The sequence below is a fragment of the Streptomyces sp. LN549 genome (assembly GCF_043203805.1).
Lineage (GTDB): Bacteria > Actinomycetota > Actinomycetes > Streptomycetales > Streptomycetaceae > Streptomyces.
Window position 1 is genome coordinate 4,740,050 of record NZ_JAZHRI010000002.1, and the last position, 16,983, is coordinate 4,757,032.

Below are 16,983 nucleotides of genomic sequence, written 5' to 3' on the forward strand. Positions count from 1 at the left end.
AGGCCCTAGGTGAGCACCTGAGCGGCCGGCGGCTCCCCGCAGCCGCACGAGCGCCGGACCACCAGCGCCGAGGGGAACTGCTTCAGCCGCTCCCGTCGCGAGCCCGACACCCGCAGCGAGTCGTCGAGCACCAGGTCGACCGCGGCCCGCGCCATCGCCGGGCGGTCCGAGAAGACCGTCGTCAGCGGCGGATCGGTCAGTCCGGCTTCCTTCACGTCGTCGAAGCCCGCCACCGCGAGCTCACCGGGCACGTCGATCCGCAGCTCGCGCGCGGCCCGCAGCACCCCGATGGCCTGGTCGTCCGTCGTGCAGAAGATCGCCGGCGGGCGGTCGGGGCCGGCGAGGAGCCCCAGCGCCACCTGGTAGGCGTCGTAACGGTTGTACGGGGCCTGGAAGAGCCGGCCCTCCGTCGAGCGGCCCGACTCGTGCATCGCCCGGCGCCAGCCCTCGACGTGGTCGGCGACCGGGTCGCCGACCGCCGGGGTCGACTCCATGCCGCCGAGGCACGCCACGTACTCGTTGCCGTGCTCCAGCAGGTGGCGGGTGGCGAGCTGGGCGCCGCCGACGTCGTCCGTGACGACCGCGACGTCGTCGATCGCCTCGGGCCGCTCGTGCAGCAGCACGACCCGGGCGTCCCACGCCTCTATCTCCGCCGCCGCGCGCTCGCTGGGGCCCTGGCTGACCAGGATCAGGCCGGAGACGCGCATGCCGAGGAAGGCCCGCAGATAGTGGACCTCGCGCTCGTCGCGGTAGTCGGAGTTGCCGACGAGCACCATTTTTCCGCGCTCGGCGGCGGCCTGTTCGACCGCGTGTGCCATCTCCGCGAAGAACGGCTGCCGCGCGTCGGGCACGATCATGCCTATGAGGTCGGTCCGCCGCGAGGCCATCGCCTGGGCGACCCGGTCGGGCCGGTAGCCCAGCTCCTTGATCGCGGCGAGCACCCGCTCGCGCGTGGCCGGGGCGACCGGCCGGGGTCCGTTGTTGATGACGTAACTGACCACTGCGGTCGACGTCCCCGCCAGCCTCGCCACATCGTCCCGCGTCACCTTGGCCACGCGCGGCAGTCTACGCGGATGGAACTACCTCTTGGCAGGCCGGACCGGGGCTTCTTCCGTGACCTCCACTACCTCCGGCTGCTCCGAACGGGTGAGGGTTTCGGCAGCCGCCTTCGCGGCGGCGGTCTTGGCCTCCTCGGCGGCTGCCCGCTCCACCTTCTCCGGCGCGACGAAGCGGTAGCCCACGTTGCGGACGGTCCCGATGAGTGACTCGTGCTCGGGGCCGAGCTTGGCGCGCAGCCGCCGTACGTGGACGTCGACCGTCCGCGTACCGCCGAAGTAGTCGTAGCCCCAGACCTCCTGGAGCAGCTGGGCGCGGGTGAAGACCCGGCCCGGGTGCTGCGCCAGGTACTTGAGCAGTTCGAATTCCTTGAAGGTCAGGTCGAGGACCCGGCCCTTGAGCTTCGCGCTGTACGTCGCCTCGTCCACCGAAAGATCACCGTTGCGGATCTCCATCGGGGAGTCGTCGGCGGTGATCTGCTGCCGGCCGGTGGCCAGCCGCAGGCGTGCCTCGACCTCGGCGGGGCCCGCCGTGTCCAGCAGCACGTCGTCGATGCCCCAGTCCGCGGTGACGGCCGCGAGGCCGCCCTCCGTGACGACGAGGATCAGTGGACAGCCGGGTCCGGTGGACCGCAGCAGCTGACAGAGCGAGCGGACCTGAGGCAGGTCGCGTCGTCCGTCGACGAGGATGACGTCGGCACCGGGGGTGTCGACGAGGGCGGGGCCTTCGGCGGGAGCCACCCGCACGCTGTGCAGCAGGAGGCCGAGGGCGGGAAGCACCTCCGTCGACGGTTGGAGGGCATTCGTCAGGAGCAGCAGTGAACTCATCGCCGCCCACCTGCCTGGGTCGTCGGTCGATGATCGTGCACGGTTGGCTCGCCCATTACGTCGGTCCTCCTCGTTCCCTGCGAGAGGGGCACTCCCGGGTCGGACCCGGGGGAGTATGCGGCACTGCTTCGTACGCTTATTCGTGCGTGGTCGTACGACGTTTCGTCATACGGGCCTAACAAGTGCGACCCGCGCCCAGGAACGCTGAGCTTGTCGAAACGTCGTCGTAACAACGCGCGGAAAGCACAAAAGGACCCGGGGGCTGCTTTGCCCGGATCCTCTTCCCAGCAGAATAGCCCACATGACTTCTGTCTCCGAGGGGCGATTTCGGAGTTCCTCTGTTCCCTTGATCACGCGCGGTCCGCTGCGGACCACATTGCCGACCGATGACGGCGTCCGTATCGAGGCGGTGTACGAGCCGTGTACGGCCGGTGCCGGTACGGGCGCGCAGGCCGGCGGCGCCGGTACCGCGATCGTCGTCGCGCACGGATTCACCGGTTCGGCGGACCGCCCGGCGGTGCGGCGGGCCGCGGAGGTGTTCTCGCAGCGTGCGGCGGTGGTCACGTTCTCGTTCCGGGGGCACGGGCGCTCCGGCGGACGGTCCACGGTGGGCGACCGCGAGGTGCTGGATCTGGCCGCCGCGGTGGCCTGGGCGCGGTCGCTCGGGCACACGCGGGTCGTTACGGCCGGGTTCTCGATGGGCGGTTCCGTGGTGCTCCGGCACGGGGCGCTGTATACGGCCCCCGGCGCGGAGGGGGAGGGCGAGGGGCGCACGGAAGCGCATGGGGAGGCGCACGCGGATGCGGTGGTGTCCGTGAGCGCCCCGGCGCGCTGGTACTACCGGGGGACCGCCCCGATGCGGCGGCTGCACTGGATGGTCACCCGCCCCACCGGCCGGCTGGTCGGGCGGTACGGCTTCCGCACCCGGATCGACCGCAACGACTGGGACCCGGTCCCGCTCTCCCCGGTCGAGGCCGCCCGGCTGATCGCCCCGGCCCCGCTGCTGATCGTGCACGGCGACCAGGACCCGTACTTCCCGCTCGACCACCCGCGGATGCTCGCCGAGGCGGCGGGCGGGTCCGCCGACCTGTGGCTGGAGCACGGCATGGGCCACGCGGAGAACGCGGCGGACGAGACCTTGCTCACCCGCATCGCCGACTGGGCGATGACGCGGTGAATCATGATGGACAGCCGAAGCGTGAGCTGACGCGAGACGAGAGGAGCGCCGCCATGCCTGCGGGAACGATCCGCTACTGGGCAGCCGCCAAGGCCGCGGCCGGAACCGCGGAGGAGTCGTACACCGCTGCGACGCTCAAAGGGGCACTCGACGCGGTGCGCGAGAGGCACCCCGGTGAGCTGAGCCGCGTACTGCAAAGGTGTTCGTTCCTCGTCGACGGTGACCCCGTCGGGACCCGGAGCCATGAGACCGTACGCCTTGCCGAGGGCGGCACGGTCGAGGTGCTCCCGCCGTTCGCAGGAGGGTGAACCGCAGAACATGAGCAGCAGCGATCAGCAGCAGCCGTACCCGCAGCAGCAGCATCCGCAGTATCCGTACGGGCAGGAGCCGCAGCAGCAGCCGTACGGACAACAGCAGCCGTACGGGGACCCGTCGTACGACGGCCAGGCGTACGACGGCCAGGCGTACCCCGGCCAGGGATACGCCGACCAGGGATACGCGGACCCCTCCTACGGGCAGCAGGCGCCCTATGGGGGCGATGCGGCACCGTACGGGCCGCAGCAGGGCGCGTACGACCCGCACCCGCCCCAGCAGGCCGCCCCGTATCCGCAGGCCCCTCAGCCGGAGCCCGGAGCCGGCTGGCCGGCCGGTGACCAGGGGGTCGCCCAGACCTGGGAGGGCCAGACCTGGGACACCCAGTACCAGCCGACGATCCAGCCCGCTCAGCCCGCTCAGCCCGCTCAGCCCGCTCAGCCCGCTCAGCCGGCGCCTCCCGTGCAGGCCGCCGCCGACGACACCGCGTACCTGCCGCCGCTGGGCGCATCCGGCTCGTACCCGCTGCCCCCCGAGGCCCAGCCCGCGCCTGCCCCGGTCGCAGCCCCGGCCGCCGCTCCGCAGGGCGAGGACGGCTACAGCGCGCCCACCACGCTGGGCAACAGCCGCATCACCGACGCCCAGCGCGCCCGTGCCGAGGGCCGTTCGCCGATCATCGCGCCCGGTATGCAGCCGGCCGCGATCACCGCGGGACTCGGGCTGCTCCTCGCGCTCGGCGCGGCCGTCGGGCCGTACGCGCTGGTCGTTCCGCTGGTGCTGCTCCAGGCGGTGACCGCGGCCGGGTGGTTCCGGCTCAACGGCATGTGGCCGGCCCGGCAGGGCATCGCGCTCGCCTTCGCCGGCGGTCTCGTCGCCGATGTGGCGCTGCTCGCGGCCGGCCGGGAGAACGGTCCGGCCGCGATCCTGGGCACCCTCGGGATCTGGGTGCTGCTCACCGTCGTGCTCCAGCTGCGCAGCCGGGCCGGTGCAGACGAGCGGATGCAGGGGCTGATGGCCACGGTCGCCTCGGCCGCGCTCACCGTCCTCGCCGCCGGGCACCTCGCGGCCGTCCCGGACGCCGTGACGGTCGGCGGCGTGGCTGTCGCCGCCGCGGTGCTCGTCCGGGCACTGCCGCTGCCCGGACCGGCCTCGGTCGTGGCGGCGCTCGTCGTGGCAGCGGGTGCCGGTGCGGTGGCGGGTGCCGTCACCGACCTGGGGGCCAAGGGCGCACTGCTCGGTCTCGCGGCAGGCGGCTGTGCGCTGATCGGGCTGCGGGTGGCGAGCTATGACTACCCGTCACGCTTCGTGCACATGACCGCGGGAGTGGCGCTGCCGCTCACCGCGGCCGCCCCGGCCGTCTATCTGATCGGGCGCGCGCTCGCGTAGCCGTACCGCGTCACCGGCATGCCGAAGCCCTCCACGGGGAACCGTTGGGGGGCTTCCGCTCGTCGATCACCCGGGGCGTGACGTGTGGCCGCAGTAGGCTCACGGACGCCAGAGGTCCGAATGGACGTGGCGCGGGGGAGGACAGGCATGCGTGCACTGCGAATACTGCTGGTCGTCGTGGTGGTTCTGGCCGGCGTGTTCATCGCCGTGGACCGTGCGGCGGTGTATTTCGCCGAGTCGGAGGCCGCGGACCGGGTGGTGGTCTCCGGGGCGCGGACCGGGTCCACGGACGTCTCCATCAAGGGCTTCCCGTTCCTGACGCAGGTCGCCGGATCGGAACTCGACGAGGTCGACGTGAAGGTCACCGGGATCGAGGCGACCGCAGGCGGCCGTGCACTGCGGATCAGCACGATGGAGGCGGAACTGCACCAGGTGCGGCTGACCGACGGCTTCTCCGGCGCCACGGCCACCCGCGCCTCCGGCACGGCCGTCATCTCGTACGCGGACCTGACCAAGGCCGCCTCCGACGGCGTCGCCGTCGAGTACGGCGGCAACGGCAAGGTGAAGGTGACCGGCGCGGTCGAAATCCCCGGCATCGGCCGGACGGTCTCGCGCAGCGTCCTGTCCACCGTCACCCTGGTCGACGGTCACACCGTGCGGGTGCACGCGGACAAGGTGCCGGGCGAGGGGATCCCCGGCCTCGAGGGGCTCGTACGCGAGAAGACCGACTTCGAGCGCGAGGTCGGCAAGCTGCCGAACGGCCTGAAGCTGGAGAAGATCCAGCCGACCGCCGCCGGACTGGAGATCTCCGTGACGGGCACCGACGTACGCCTCGCCGGATAACACCCTCCGCAGCAGGGTAGGCAGCGGGTGGCCAGCGCTGTGTCCTCCCGCATGGGCCGGCCGGGCCGCCCAGCACCAGCCCAGCCACATATTGAGACGCCGGAGTCCGTTCCGCAGATGACTGACCGGCTCCGCGCCCCTGGCGGCGGTCCCGCAGCGCCCGCGTTCCCGCTTGCGTCTCACACTCCGGACGATCGTGTCTCAATATACGACACAACGGTGACATGTCCGCCCGTACGTCCCTACGATCGGTCCCATGCAGTGCTCTATTAGCGGTCTCCGACAGCGGGGACAGGCGGATCTCACGAAGCGGCGGGCAGTGGACCTGTGCCGCGTCGCCGCCATGCTCTGTCGCACTGTCTGAGCGGGATCCGTCGATTTCCCGCATTCCCGGCCCCTCGACCGCTCGTCGGGGCCATCCCGCCTGACGCCCGTGCACCGGCCCGCGCCGCGTACATCCGCATCACGCACCGTCCCGCACCACCTCGCAGCATCCCGCCGCAGACTGCCCCGGAGGAGAACAGAATGAGCCGCAGTGACGTCCTGGTAGACGCCGACTGGGTCGAGGCCCACATCGACGACCCGAAGGTTGCCATCGTCGAGGTCGACGAGGACACCTCCGCGTACGAGAAGAACCACATCAAGAACGCGATCCGGATCGACTGGACCAAGGACCTCCAGGACCCGGTCCGCCGTGACTTCATCGACCAGGCCGGCTTCGAGGAGCTGCTGTCGAACAAGGGCATCGGCAACGACACCACGGTCGTCCTCTACGGCGGCAACAACAACTGGTTCGCGTCCTACGCGTTCTGGTACTTCAAGCTCTACGGCCACCAGGACGTCCGCCTGCTCGACGGCGGCCGCAAGAAGTGGGAGCTCGACTCCCGCGACCTGGTCGACGGCGACCAGATCCCGTCCCGTCCGGCCGCGCAGTACAAGGCCCAGCCGCAGGACGAGTCGATCCGCGCCTACCGCGACGACGTCGTGAAGGCCATCGGCACCCAGAACCTGGTCGACGTGCGGTCGCCCGACGAGTTCAGCGGCAAGCTGCTCGCCCCGGCCCACCTCCCGCAGGAGCAGTCGCAGCGCCCCGGCCACGTGCCGAGCGCCCGCAACATCCCGTGGTCGAAGAACGCCAACGACGACGGCACCTTCAAGTCGGACGACGAGCTCAAGGCCCTCTACGAGGACGAGAAGGTCGACCTGGCGAAGGACACCATCGCCTACTGCCGCATCGGTGAGCGCTCCGCGCTCACCTGGTTCGTGCTGCACCAGCTGCTCGGCCAGGAGAACGTCAAGAACTACGACGGTTCGTGGACCGAGTACGGCTCCCTCGTGGGCGTGCCGATCGAGCTCGGCGCCAACAAGTAACTCCGCGCGACCCGGACCAGCACGCCCCCCGACCAGAAGGACAGAACGCCATGTGTGGAGCAAAGGCCGGCGGCCCCGACGCTTCGACGATCAAGCCCGGTGAGACCACCATCCAGGGCAGCGTGACCCGCGACGGTGAGCCCGTCACCGGCTACGTCCGCCTGCTGGACTCGACCGGCGAGTTCACCGCCGAGGTCCCGACCTCGGCGACCGGACAGTTCCGCTTCTACGCGGCCGAGGGCACCTGGACGCTGCGCGCCCTGGTCCCGGGCGGCAGCGCCGACCGCACGGTCGTGGCGCAGACGGGCGGCCTCTCCGAGGTGGCCATCGCCGTCTAGGAGCCGTCACCGAACGGTTCCGGAGCCCTCGCGGCTCTGCGGATGACCGGCCGAAGGGCCGTACCCCAGGGGGTTGGACGCTTCCTGAAACCGGGGTACGGCCCTTCGTGCCGTCCGGGCGGGACCCGGTCCGGCCCAGGACCGGCCGGGCGGGCCGATCGGGCCTACGCTGGACTCATGTACCGCCGCCGCCGGCGCGCCTACTTCCTGATGATGGGCGGATGCCTCGTCCTCTTCGTCTCGGCCTGGGCCTTTGTGAGGCTCTGGTCGATGCCCGCCGCCATCGCGATGTGCGTGGTCGCGATGGTCATCCCGCCCGTCGCGGCGATGGTCGCCAACCGGAAGGGTCCCGAGGACCGCTGGTGGGACGATCCCGCCCCGGGGACGCGGCCCGGGACCCCGCCCGGGCCCGGCAAGGGCGGCCCCGCAGGTCCCACAGGTCCCACCGGTCCCACAGGCCCCACGGGCGATCCGGAGTCCGACGCGTGGTGGGACGAGCTCGACGGCCGCAAGAAGCGCCGTCAGTGAGGGACCGGCGGCCTCGGCGGCTTCAGCCGCCTCAGTAGACGAGGGCCTGGACGCCGTCGGCCATGATCTCGCTGACGAAGACCTGCGCACCTGCGATCCGTACGCCCTCCAGGACGTCCTGCTCCGTGATGTCGCGGCGAGCCGCGCACTGGGTGCAGAGAGTGATCTGCCCACCCGCCTGAATCGACTCGATCAGATCCGGCAGCGGGGCCGCATGCGGGAGTTCGAACTCGGCGGCGCGCCCCGGCAGGGCGAACCAGGCGGACTCCCCGGTCAGCCAGAGCGACACCTCCACGCCACTGGCGACGGCGACCGCCGCGACGGTGAACGCCTGCGAGCAGCGCTCGGCGGAGTCGGCACCTGCGGTCACCTTGATCACGAGCTTCTTCGGCATATGCAGCACTGTAATCCTCGGTCGCGCAACCTCGTTGGGGGCTGACGGGTCAGTGGTGTGCGCAGGTAACGGAATCTGCGCCTCAGGTCTCGTGGGGGGACCCATTCTGAACCCGGAAGACACTGTTCCTGACGGGCCGGCCGAGCCGCCCGCGCAGGTCGAGGTGGCGGATCCGATGTGCCCGTCCCCGTGACGCCGCTCCCGGAAGCGCCAATGGATCTCGACGAGTCGTGGTCGGGCGACGGGAAGGTGGCGAACACCTCGTCGTACGTGTTCAGCGAGCCGAAGCCCCACGGCGCCGCCCAGGCGCGGCTGGGCAATCTGATCTCGGGCGACACCGTCGCCCTGGTCGTCCAGTCCCGCAAGGCCGGTGCAGGGACGCCGCACATCCCCTTCCACCAGACCCTGATCCTGCAGAACCAGCTGCTGGGCTGACCCGCCCCGCGGCACGCCCCGAACCGGCGGGCCGGGACCTCACCCATTAGGCTGGGGCCCGGCCCTGTACTGCCGCCATACCGCTCGTTCAAGGAGCTCCCGTGCTTGAGGCATTCTTCTCCGCCCTGCTGGTCCTGGTCTGCGTCGGCGTTCTCGCCTTCGCCGGCGTGACCGTGAAGAAGCTGTACCAGGGTCAGCGCTAGTCCCTTCCCGTTCCCGGCGTCCCCGCCTCCCGCCTCACAGATCGTCTGAGCCGCTCATGATCGAGATCCCGTCCGACCTTCACCCGGACCTCGTCCCGCTGGCCTTCCTCCTGGGCAACTGGGCGGGCGCGGGCGTGTCCGACTTCCCCGGTGCCGAGAAGTGCAACTTCGGCCAGGAGGTCTCCTTCAGCCACGACGGCCGGGACTTCCTGGAGTACACCTCGCACTCCTGGGTGCTCGACGCCGAGGGGAACAAGGTCCGGCCGCTCGAGTCCGAGTCCGGCTACTGGCGGATCGACAAGGACCGCAAGGTCGAGGTCGTCATGGTCCGCGACCAGGGCGTCATCGAGATCTGGTACGGCGAGCTGGGCCACCAGAAGCCGCAGATCGACCTGGTCACCGACGCGGTGGCGCGGACCGCGGCCTCAGGCCCGTACAACGGTGGCAAGCGGCTCTACGGCTATGTGAAGAGCGACCTCATGTGGGTGGGCGAGAAGTCCACGCCCGAGGTCGAGCTGCGGCCGTACATGTCGGCGCACCTGAAGAAGGTCGTCACCCCGGAAGAGGTCGCGGCGATGGCGAAGAGCCTCGGTGACCTCCCGGACGACGGAATCGCCTTCTTCAAGTAGCCACGGGTTCGTTCCGGCGTTCAGCCGTGGCCATGCCTTCACCCGGACCTACACTGGAGCCTGTGGTGAGCACCGACTGGAAGACCGATCTTCGGCAGCGTGGGTACCGGCTGACGCCGCAGCGGCAGCTTGTCCTGGAAGCCGTCGACACGTTGGAACACGCGACGCCCGACGACATCCTGTCCGAGGTGCGCCGCACCGCGTCCGGCGTGAACATCTCCACCGTGTACCGGACCCTGGAGCTCCTGGAGGAGCTGGATCTGGTCAGCCACGCCCATCTGGGCCACGGCGCCCCGACGTATCACCTGGCGGACCGCCACCACCACATCCATCTGGTCTGCCGGGACTGCACGAACGTCATCGAGGCCGATGTCGACGTCGTCGCCGAGTTCACCGAGAAGCTGCGCGGCACGTTCGGTTTCGAGACGGACATGAAGCACTTCGCGATCTTCGGCCGCTGCAAGGACTGCGCGGCGAAGGCGGCCGGGGCGGCTCCGGAGCCGGCGCCCGGTCCGTAGCGCCGGACCGGGTCGTACGCTGGTCGCATGAAGAGCCCCCTGCTGTCCCTGCCCGGCGCCGTCCCCGCCGAGGGCCGCGACGAAGGCGTCGCCGCGCACTACGGCGACCTGTTCCGCGAGCAGCGCGCCCTCGCCGACGGCTCCGGTCTCGTCGACCTCTCGCACCGCGGGGTCGTGACCGTCACCGGGAGCGACCGACTGGCGTGGCTGCACCTCCTGCTCACCCAGCACGTCAGCGAACTCGTCCCGGGCCAGGCCACCGAGGCCCTGGTCCTCACGGCGAACGGGCACATCGAGCACGCCCTGTATCTCGTCGATGACGGCGAGACCGTGTGGATGCACGTCGAGCCGGGCACCCAGGGCGAACTGATCGCCTATCTGGAGTCGATGAAGTTCTTCTACCGGGTCGAGGTCGCCGACCGCACCGAGGACTTCGCGGTCGTGTACCTGCCGGCCGGCTCCATCGCCGAGGTCCCGGAGGGCGCCGCCGTACGGGAGACGCCGTACGGCCGCGATCTGTTCCTGCCCCGCGACGGCCTGGAGGCGTTCGCGGCGGCGCACGGCCCGGTCGCCGGGGTGCTGGCCCACGAGGCGCTGCGCGTCGAGGGCCACCGTCCGCGGCTCGGGTTCGAGACCGACCACCGCACCATCCCGCACGAGCTGGGCTGGATCGGCACCGCCGTCCACCTCCAGAAGGGCTGCTACCGGGGCCAGGAGACCGTGGCCCGGGTGCAGAACCTCGGCAAGCCGCCGCGGCGGCTGGTCTTCCTGCACCTGGACGGCAGCGAGGTGCTCCTGCCCGGTCACGGCACGCCGGTGCGGCTCGCCGCGGACGGGGCCGAGGGCCGTCAGCTGGGCTTCATCACCAGCTCCGCCCGCCACCACGAGCTGGGGCCGATCGCCCTGGCCCTGGTGAAGCGGAACGTGGCGGTGGACGCGGAGCTGCTGGCGGGGGACACGGCGGCGGCCCAGGAGACGGTCGTCGAGCCGTAGGGCCCCGGGTCCGCCCCGCCGCCCGCCGGCTCAGACCTCGACGATGACGGTGAACGGGCCGTGGTTCGTGAGCGAGACCCGCATGTCCGCCCCGAACCGGCCCGTCTCCACCTGCGCACCCAGTGCCCGCAACTGCGCCACGACCTCGTCGACCAGCGGCTCGGCGATCTCGCCGGGTGCCGCGGCGTTCCACGTGGGCCGGCGGCCCTTCCGGGCGTCCCCGTAGAGAGTGAACTGCGAAATCACCAGAAGCGGTGCATTCACATCGGAGCAGGACTTCTCGCCCTCCAGGATGCGGACCGACCAGAGCTTGCGGGCGAGCTGGGCCGCCTTCTCCGCGGTGTCGCCGTGGGTGACTCCCACCAGCACACACAGCCCCTCGCCCACGATCTCGCCGACGACCGCCGAACCGCCGCCGTCGCCCCCGGCGTCGGCCACCGTGACGCTCGCACCGTCCACCCTCTGTATCACTGCACGCATACAGACCAACCTATCTTGGGCTGAACGGGTACAGAGCAACTCCACAGACCCCCTCGGAGTGGCACCATGCACGGAGGCGGTGTGCCGACGCACCGGTCGAGGGGATGGACACAAGCATGAGCACGCATGGAACCGGGCAGTCCCCGGGCGCAGTGCCGGTCGCGAGCCCCGGCGTCAACAGCAAGGCCGGTACGAGTACGAGCACCATGCGCCCACCCGTGCAGCGGACCGGACACGGCTCCGAGGACGGGACCGCGGGATCGGCCCCGCCCGATCTGGGCGCTCTGCGACTGCCCGAGCTGCGCGGGCTGCGGCGGGACTCGCAGCGTGACGAGGCCGATCTCAGCTATGTGCGGCGGCTCGTCCAGGGGCGGATCGACATCCTGCGGGCCGAGCTGGCGCGGCGGCGGGACCCCGAGTCCCCCGTGGTGGACCGCCTCTCGGAGATCCTCACGGACACCCCGTCGCTGCACCGCTCCTCCGCACGGCACGTCACGCTGAGCACGCCGCGCACCGACGAGTACCGGCAGCTGGCGGCGGAGACGCTCGCCGAGGTCGAACTCTCCGACCTCGACGCCCGGACGGACGAAGAGCTGCACACCGCCATGGGACGCCTGGTCCGCTACGAACAGCAGGTTTCCCGGCGCCGGTACCGGCTCCAGCGCACCGCGGACGATTGCAGTGCGGAGATCGCCCGCAGGTACCGTGACGGGGAAGCACAAGTAGACGACCTGCTCGCCTGAAGCGATCCTTCCGGGAGCGGGTCCCGCCCGTCCCCGGAAGGCCACCATGACCTCCAGCGCAGTCCCGTCCGCCATATCCGACCCGGTTCCCGGCCTTCCCGTGCTGGCCGAGGTCGTCCGGTCCGGTTTCGTCGAGGGGCACCACCGGGGCTCCCTGGTCGTCCTGGCCGCGGACGGCAGCGTGGAGCTCTCCCTGGGTGATCCGACGGCGCCGGTCTTCCCGCGCTCCTCCAACAAGCCGATGCAGGCCGCGGCGGTGCTGCGGGCCGGTCTGGAGCTTTCCGGAGAGCGGCTGGCGCTGGCCGCAGCAAGCCATTCGGGCGAGGGCTTCCACCTCGATCTCGTACGCAAGATGCTCACCGAGCACGGGCTGTCGCCCGACGATCTGCAGACCCCGCCCGATCTGCCGCTGGATCCGGCGGAGGCGGAGACGTATCTCGCCGCCGGTCATGTCCGGGAGCGGATCACGATGAACTGCTCGGGCAAGCACGCGGCGATGCTCGCGGTGTGTGTGCAGAACGGCTGGGACACGGCCACGTACCTCGACCCGGCGCACCCGCTCCAGCAGCTGGTCCACCGGGTCGTCGAGGAGGCGGCGGGCGAGCCGGTCGCCGCGGTCGGCACGGACGGCTGCGGGGCGCCGCTGATGGCGATCACGCTGGTGGGCCTCGCGCGGGCGTTCCGTACGTTCGTCACGGCGGAGCAGGGCACGGCCGAGCGCCGGGTGGCGGACGCGATGCGCGCCCATCCCGAGTACGTGGCAGGCACCCGGCGGCCCGACACCTGGCTGATGCGGGAGGTGCCGGGCACGCTGTCCAAGATGGGCGCGGAGGCGGTCCAGGCGGTGGCGCTGGCGGACGGCCGGGCCCTGGCCTTCAAGATCGACGACGGTTCGACCAGGGCACTCGGCCCGGTGCTGGCCCGCGCGCTGGGTCTGCTCGGCGTCGACGCCCCGGTGGTGTCGCGGATCGGCCGGGCGCCGCTGCTGGGCGGCAGCGCGGAGGTCGGGGAGATCCGGGCGGCGTTCTGACGGGGCGGGCCGCCCGAAAAGCCGGTGACATCTGGGGTCCCCCCACTTAGCGTGAGGCGGATGAGCACCCTCGACGCCCGCCCCATCACCGAATCCGAGCTCCATGACTGGCTGCGCGCTCTCAACACCGGCTTCCTGCGCGCGCCGACACCGTCGGACGAGGAGGTGGCGGGGCGGTTGCCGTACCTGGACCTGGCGCGCACGCAGGGGGTGTTCGACGAGGGGCGGTGCGTGGCGACGTTCCGGTCGTTCGCGCAGGAGCTGACGGTCGTCGGTGGCGCCACGGTGCCGACGGACGCGGTCACCAACGTCACGGTTTCGCCCACCCACCGGCGCCGCGGGCTGCTCTCGCGGATGATGGCCACGGACCTGGCGGCGGCGAAGGAGCGCGGCGACGTGGCCGCCACGCTGATCGCCGCGGAGTACCCGATCTACGGGCGGTACGGATTCGGCCCCGCGACCTGGACCACGGAGTGGGAGGTCGACGTCCCCCGGACGGGCCTCGACCCGCACCGTCGGGTCCCGTCGGCCGAGGACGGCGGCCGGATCGACCTGGTGGACGGCGCGGACGCACGCAAGCTGGGCCCGGCCCTCCACGACCGGCTGAGGGCGAGTCAACACGGAGTGGTGAGCCGCGGCGAACGCTGGTGGGACCTCGCCACCGGTGAGGTGATCTTCCCCAACAACCCCTGGACCGAGCCGTTCTACGCCGTCTACCGCGGGCCCGACGGCACCGTCGACGGGCTGCTGGTCTACCGCGCCGACGACCACTGGGGCGACGCCAAGCAGCCGCTGAACCGGGCGACGGTGCGCAGCCTGATCGCGGCGACCCCGGCGGCGGAGCGGGCGCTGTGGCACTTCCTCTGCTCGGTCGACTGGATCGCCACGATCCGCACCGGCCACCGCGCCCCCGACGACCTGCTCCCGCTCCACCTCCCGGACCCGCGCGCGGCCCGTGTGGTGACGCACGCGGACTTCATGTGGGTCCGCGTCCTCGACGTCGTACGCGCACTGGAGGCCCGCACCTACGCGGTCCCCGGCTCCCTCGTCCTGGACATCCACGACACGACGGGCCTCACCGCCGGCCGCTTCCACCTGGAGGCCTCGCCGGACGGCGCCACGTGCACCCCGACGACGCGGTCGGCCGATCTGGCCATGGACGTACGGGAGTTGGGCACGCTGTACCTCGGCGACGAGTCGCCCCTGCGGCTGGCGGCGCTGGGCCGCGTCGAGGAACTGACCCCGGGCGCGGCGGCCCGCGCGGACGGGGTGCTGCGGGCGGGGCGGCGGGCTTGGTGCCCGGACGTGTTCTAGGGCCTGTCCGATGGGCCGGGTGACCCGTCCACCCGAGCGAGGGCCTGGGACCACGTGGTCCCAGGCCCTCGCTCTTCGCGGACTGCCGAGTTCACTGACCGGATGTGACGTCCCATTCCGTGGCGTGGCTGTAGGCGCCCTTCTTGCGTGCGGGAATGTCAGACGTTCTTCGGCTCGACGTGGAACTACCTGGCCACGAGGGTGGATCCCTGAGCGGCTGACTGCGTCGCCGCACAGGAGTCACTGCCCGTCGGGCAGGGGGCAGAGGAGCAGCGCGAGGGTCACGCTCCCCACGGTCAGGCACTTGTCGTTACCGAACTTGATCCCGACTGCCGTGAGAGTGAAGCCCAAGCTTCCCAGGACTCCGAGCTTCCACTGCAGGAATTGTTCCAGGGCAAGGGTGATCCAGGGCATGGCGGTCCCTCCTCAGGAGGTGGGGAGCGGAGAGGCTCGGGGAATCTGCCGATGCGCGAGCAACACCCGTACGACGGTGGACGGGCGAGCGGAAGGTGCTGGGTTCTCAGGTGGCGGGCCGTAGGTGTCGCAACGTTGCGGCCAACTAGCTAAGTTGTTCCCAGTTGGCGCCAACTCATAAACAACTCTCCAACAACTCCCGCTTGATGGTGGGAAGTTGTAGCGTTCTGTTGTGACTCCTGAGCGCACAGCGATGAACGGCAGCCGTAAGCCCTCGCCCGATGACGTAGCGAAGGCGCTACGGGCGCGTATGCACACCGGGGATCTGAAGCCGGGCGACTCCCTGCCCACACAGGCTGTGCTGGCCGGCGAGTTCGGTGTCGACCGAGGTGTCGTCCGGCTGGCGCTGCAGCGCCTTCAGGGGGACGGGTGGCTGACCGATGTCACCCGGGGGGCTCCACCGAAGGTGGCGAACCGGCCCGGCATCCGAGTGCCGCAGCAGACGGCGGCGGTGCTCGGGCCCAGGGTGCTGAGTGCCTTCGAGCACGACGAAGTGCGCATCGACGCGCTCTGTCTGACGGCGGAGTCGCTCGTCCTGGCGATGGCCGAGTCGCTGACGCGGATCAGGACGGGGAACCTCACTCCGAGCTCGGTGAAGCTGCGGGTGCTGTTCCCCGCTCGCGACATCGCCCTGGCCTTTCCACGTCGTGCCGAGCCCGTGGAGGGCGACGAGGCGGTGCATGAGCGCTGGCTGCGGAATCGCAACCTCCAGGGACGGGCGCTGAGGCAGAACCTCGAATCGCTGCGTAGTACCAGCGAACTGGGCATCGACGTGGCCATGCGGGCGCTGCCGTTCACGCCGCCGGTGAAGCTGTATGTGCTGAACGGGGCGGAGGCGTTGTTCGCGTACTACACGGTGGAGGAGCGCGAGGAAATGATCGAGGGCACTCCCACCCGGATCTTCGACACTCTGGGGACTCTCTCGACGCTCTTTCCTTTCGAAAGTTCTGCCGGGGTGCGGGATCAGCAGTTCGTGGCCCAGTCCGCGGCATGGTTCGAGAGCCTGTGGTCCACCATCGCGACCCCGGTGGTCCTGGATGCCTGACACGGAGTGCCCTGAATTGTCTTGGTGACCCAGGTGATTGGCGGGGCGGAGCCCGCTGTAGTGACCGGCGTCCGAGGGCAGTATGGAAGGTGGAAGCCTCCGGCGACCTTCTGCCTCCCGACGGACGGAGCGATGTGACCGACCCCCAGCCGAGGGAGTTGCAGGCTCTCTTCGCCTCCGCCAAGTGCGTGTACTTCGACTTCGACGGACCGGTGTGCAATCTCTTTTCCGGTCATACATCCACCCGGATAGCGGCCCTGCTGGCCGGTGAACTGGTGGCGGCCGGGAGCGATCCGGGCCTGGCGGGCGGACCCGCCTGTGAGAGTGACCCGCTGGCCATCCTGAAGGCCGTGGCCGACGCGGGCCCGAACCGGGAGCTGGTGGCCCGGCTGGAGAGTCGCCTCACCCAGGAGGAGGTCACGGCCGCCGGGAGCGCCGACCCCACCGAGGACGCGGACCGTCTGATCAGAACCCTGCACCGGCTGGGATACGGGCTGGCGGTGACGACCAACAACTCCCCGGAGGCGGTGGCGCGCTATCTCGGTCGTCGGGGCACGGCCCATTTGTTCGGCGGCCGTGTGCACGGCAGGGTGCCCGGCAACCCCTGGCTGCTGAAGCCGCATCCGGACTGTCTCGTCCGGGCGCTGGAGTCGACCGGGACGGCCGCGGCTGACGCGCTGATGATCGGGGACTCCCGGGCGGACCTCCTGGCCGCCGACGCGCTCGGGATGCCCTTCATCGGATACGCGCGGAACGACGACAAACGGCGGGCACTGGGTGCCGGTCCGGGGGTCGTCGTGCGGCAGCTGACGACGCTGGCGCACGCGCTTGATGTGGCCTCCGCCGAGCAGGGCTGAGCGGCTCCGGGGGCGGTGTCGCGCCATGGT

22 protein-coding genes are annotated in these 16,983 nt (G+C 70.9%); 17 read left to right on the forward strand and 5 right to left on the reverse strand.

Going from position 1 to position 16,983, the window contains the following annotated elements:
- Positions 1 to 5: 5 nt before the first annotated feature.
- Together SH922_RS21365 and SH922_RS21370 are read right to left on the reverse strand one after the other, a co-directional pair.
- Positions 6 to 1,055 carry a LacI family DNA-binding transcriptional regulator gene (locus SH922_RS21365; protein WP_393059494.1) on the reverse strand — a complete coding sequence of 350 codons (1,050 nt, stop codon included), beginning with the start codon at positions 1,053 to 1,055 and terminating at the stop codon, positions 6 to 8.
- 24 nt (positions 1,056 to 1,079) lie between these two features.
- Complete coding sequence (locus SH922_RS21370) at positions 1,080 to 1,883, reverse strand: response regulator transcription factor (protein ID WP_393059495.1); 804 nt, start codon at positions 1,881 to 1,883, stop codon at positions 1,080 to 1,082.
- Between the two features lie 301 nt (positions 1,884 to 2,184).
- Here SH922_RS21370 and SH922_RS21375 point away from each other — a divergent pair, with 301 nt between their 5' ends.
- From SH922_RS21375 to SH922_RS21410, 8 genes are all read left to right on the forward strand, one after another.
- Positions 2,185 to 3,060, forward strand: a complete 876-nt coding sequence (locus tag SH922_RS21375) for an alpha/beta hydrolase (RefSeq protein ID WP_393059496.1) — start codon at positions 2,185 to 2,187, stop codon at positions 3,058 to 3,060.
- Between the two features lie 53 nt (positions 3,061 to 3,113).
- Positions 3,114 to 3,368, forward strand: coding sequence for a MoaD/ThiS family protein (locus tag SH922_RS21380; protein ID WP_393059497.1), 255 nt, complete (start codon positions 3,114 to 3,116; stop codon positions 3,366 to 3,368).
- Between the two features lie 10 nt (positions 3,369 to 3,378).
- Positions 3,379 to 4,758: a hypothetical protein gene (locus SH922_RS21385; protein ID WP_393059498.1), complete on the forward strand. Its 1,380-nt coding sequence runs from the start codon at positions 3,379 to 3,381 to the stop codon at positions 4,756 to 4,758.
- A 147-nt stretch (positions 4,759 to 4,905) separates the two neighbouring features.
- Positions 4,906 to 5,601, forward strand: coding sequence for a DUF2993 domain-containing protein (locus SH922_RS21390; protein WP_393059499.1), 696 nt, complete (start codon positions 4,906 to 4,908; stop codon positions 5,599 to 5,601).
- 256 nt (positions 5,602 to 5,857) lie between these two features.
- Positions 5,858 to 5,965 carry a putative leader peptide gene (locus tag SH922_RS21395; RefSeq protein WP_351392369.1) on the forward strand — a complete coding sequence of 36 codons (108 nt, stop codon included), beginning with the start codon at positions 5,858 to 5,860 and terminating at the stop codon, positions 5,963 to 5,965.
- Positions 5,966 to 6,126: 161 nt separating this feature from the next.
- Positions 6,127 to 6,972: a sulfurtransferase gene (locus SH922_RS21400; protein WP_393059500.1), complete on the forward strand. Its 846-nt coding sequence runs from the start codon at positions 6,127 to 6,129 to the stop codon at positions 6,970 to 6,972.
- 50 nt (positions 6,973 to 7,022) lie between these two features.
- Positions 7,023 to 7,310, forward strand: a complete 288-nt coding sequence (locus tag SH922_RS21405) for a DUF1416 domain-containing protein (RefSeq protein WP_018490348.1) — start codon at positions 7,023 to 7,025, stop codon at positions 7,308 to 7,310.
- Positions 7,311 to 7,487: 177 nt separating this feature from the next.
- The gene (locus SH922_RS21410; protein WP_393059501.1) at positions 7,488 to 7,838 is read left to right on the forward strand and encodes a DUF3099 domain-containing protein; all 351 of its coding nucleotides are present in this window, start codon (positions 7,488 to 7,490) and stop codon (positions 7,836 to 7,838) included.
- Positions 7,839 to 7,869: 31 nt separating this feature from the next.
- Here SH922_RS21410 and SH922_RS21415 read toward each other — a convergent pair whose 3' ends face one another.
- Positions 7,870 to 8,232, reverse strand: coding sequence for a DsrE family protein (locus tag SH922_RS21415; protein ID WP_326659397.1), 363 nt, complete (start codon positions 8,230 to 8,232; stop codon positions 7,870 to 7,872).
- A 213-nt stretch (positions 8,233 to 8,445) separates the two neighbouring features.
- Between SH922_RS21415 and SH922_RS21420 the strand changes: the two genes are divergently transcribed.
- The 4 genes from SH922_RS21420 to SH922_RS21435 all read left to right on the forward strand — a co-directional run bounded on the left by SH922_RS21420 (position 8,446) and on the right by SH922_RS21435 (position 11,010).
- A complete protein-coding gene (locus SH922_RS21420; protein WP_393059502.1) occupies positions 8,446 to 8,667 on the forward strand; it encodes a hypothetical protein in 222 nt (73 codons plus the stop codon).
- A 259-nt stretch (positions 8,668 to 8,926) separates the two neighbouring features.
- Entirely contained in the window at positions 8,927 to 9,499 is a 573-nt protein-coding gene (locus SH922_RS21425; protein WP_350998230.1) for an FABP family protein, read from the forward strand.
- A gap of 62 nt (positions 9,500 to 9,561) precedes the next feature.
- On the forward strand, positions 9,562 to 10,017 hold the full coding sequence (locus SH922_RS21430) for a Fur family transcriptional regulator (protein ID WP_393059503.1): 456 nt from the start codon (positions 9,562 to 9,564) through the stop codon (positions 10,015 to 10,017).
- A gap of 27 nt (positions 10,018 to 10,044) precedes the next feature.
- Entirely contained in the window at positions 10,045 to 11,010 is a 966-nt protein-coding gene (locus SH922_RS21435) for a YgfZ/GcvT domain-containing protein (protein WP_393059504.1), read from the forward strand.
- A 30-nt stretch (positions 11,011 to 11,040) separates the two neighbouring features.
- Here the strand turns inward: SH922_RS21435 and dtd are convergent, their stop codons facing one another.
- Positions 11,041 to 11,490, reverse strand: coding sequence for a D-aminoacyl-tRNA deacylase (gene dtd, locus SH922_RS21440; protein WP_393059505.1), 450 nt, complete (start codon positions 11,488 to 11,490; stop codon positions 11,041 to 11,043).
- A gap of 116 nt (positions 11,491 to 11,606) precedes the next feature.
- Between dtd and SH922_RS21445 the strand changes: the two genes are divergently transcribed.
- Genes SH922_RS21445 through SH922_RS21455 form a run of 3 tightly spaced genes read left to right on the forward strand, consistent with a single transcriptional unit; the run spans position 11,607 to position 14,577 of the window.
- Positions 11,607 to 12,233 carry an ABC transporter substrate-binding protein gene (locus tag SH922_RS21445; RefSeq protein ID WP_393059506.1) on the forward strand — a complete coding sequence of 209 codons (627 nt, stop codon included), beginning with the start codon at positions 11,607 to 11,609 and terminating at the stop codon, positions 12,231 to 12,233.
- A gap of 46 nt (positions 12,234 to 12,279) precedes the next feature.
- Positions 12,280 to 13,263 (forward strand): asparaginase, encoded by a 984-nt coding sequence (locus SH922_RS21450; RefSeq protein WP_393059507.1) that lies wholly within the window; start codon positions 12,280 to 12,282, stop codon positions 13,261 to 13,263.
- Between the two features lie 60 nt (positions 13,264 to 13,323).
- Positions 13,324 to 14,577 carry a GNAT family N-acetyltransferase gene (locus SH922_RS21455; RefSeq protein WP_393059508.1) on the forward strand — a complete coding sequence of 418 codons (1,254 nt, stop codon included), beginning with the start codon at positions 13,324 to 13,326 and terminating at the stop codon, positions 14,575 to 14,577.
- Between the two features lie 240 nt (positions 14,578 to 14,817).
- Here SH922_RS21455 and SH922_RS21460 read toward each other — a convergent pair whose 3' ends face one another.
- Positions 14,818 to 14,991 (reverse strand): hypothetical protein, encoded by a 174-nt coding sequence (locus SH922_RS21460; protein ID WP_393059509.1) that lies wholly within the window; start codon positions 14,989 to 14,991, stop codon positions 14,818 to 14,820.
- A gap of 232 nt (positions 14,992 to 15,223) precedes the next feature.
- Between SH922_RS21460 and SH922_RS21465 the strand changes: the two genes are divergently transcribed.
- Complete coding sequence (locus tag SH922_RS21465) at positions 15,224 to 16,096, forward strand: FadR/GntR family transcriptional regulator (RefSeq protein WP_393059510.1); 873 nt, start codon at positions 15,224 to 15,226, stop codon at positions 16,094 to 16,096.
- A 134-nt stretch (positions 16,097 to 16,230) separates the two neighbouring features.
- Positions 16,231 to 16,953, forward strand: coding sequence for an HAD family hydrolase (locus SH922_RS21470; RefSeq protein ID WP_393059511.1), 723 nt, complete (start codon positions 16,231 to 16,233; stop codon positions 16,951 to 16,953).
- Positions 16,954 to 16,983 lie beyond the last annotated feature (30 nt).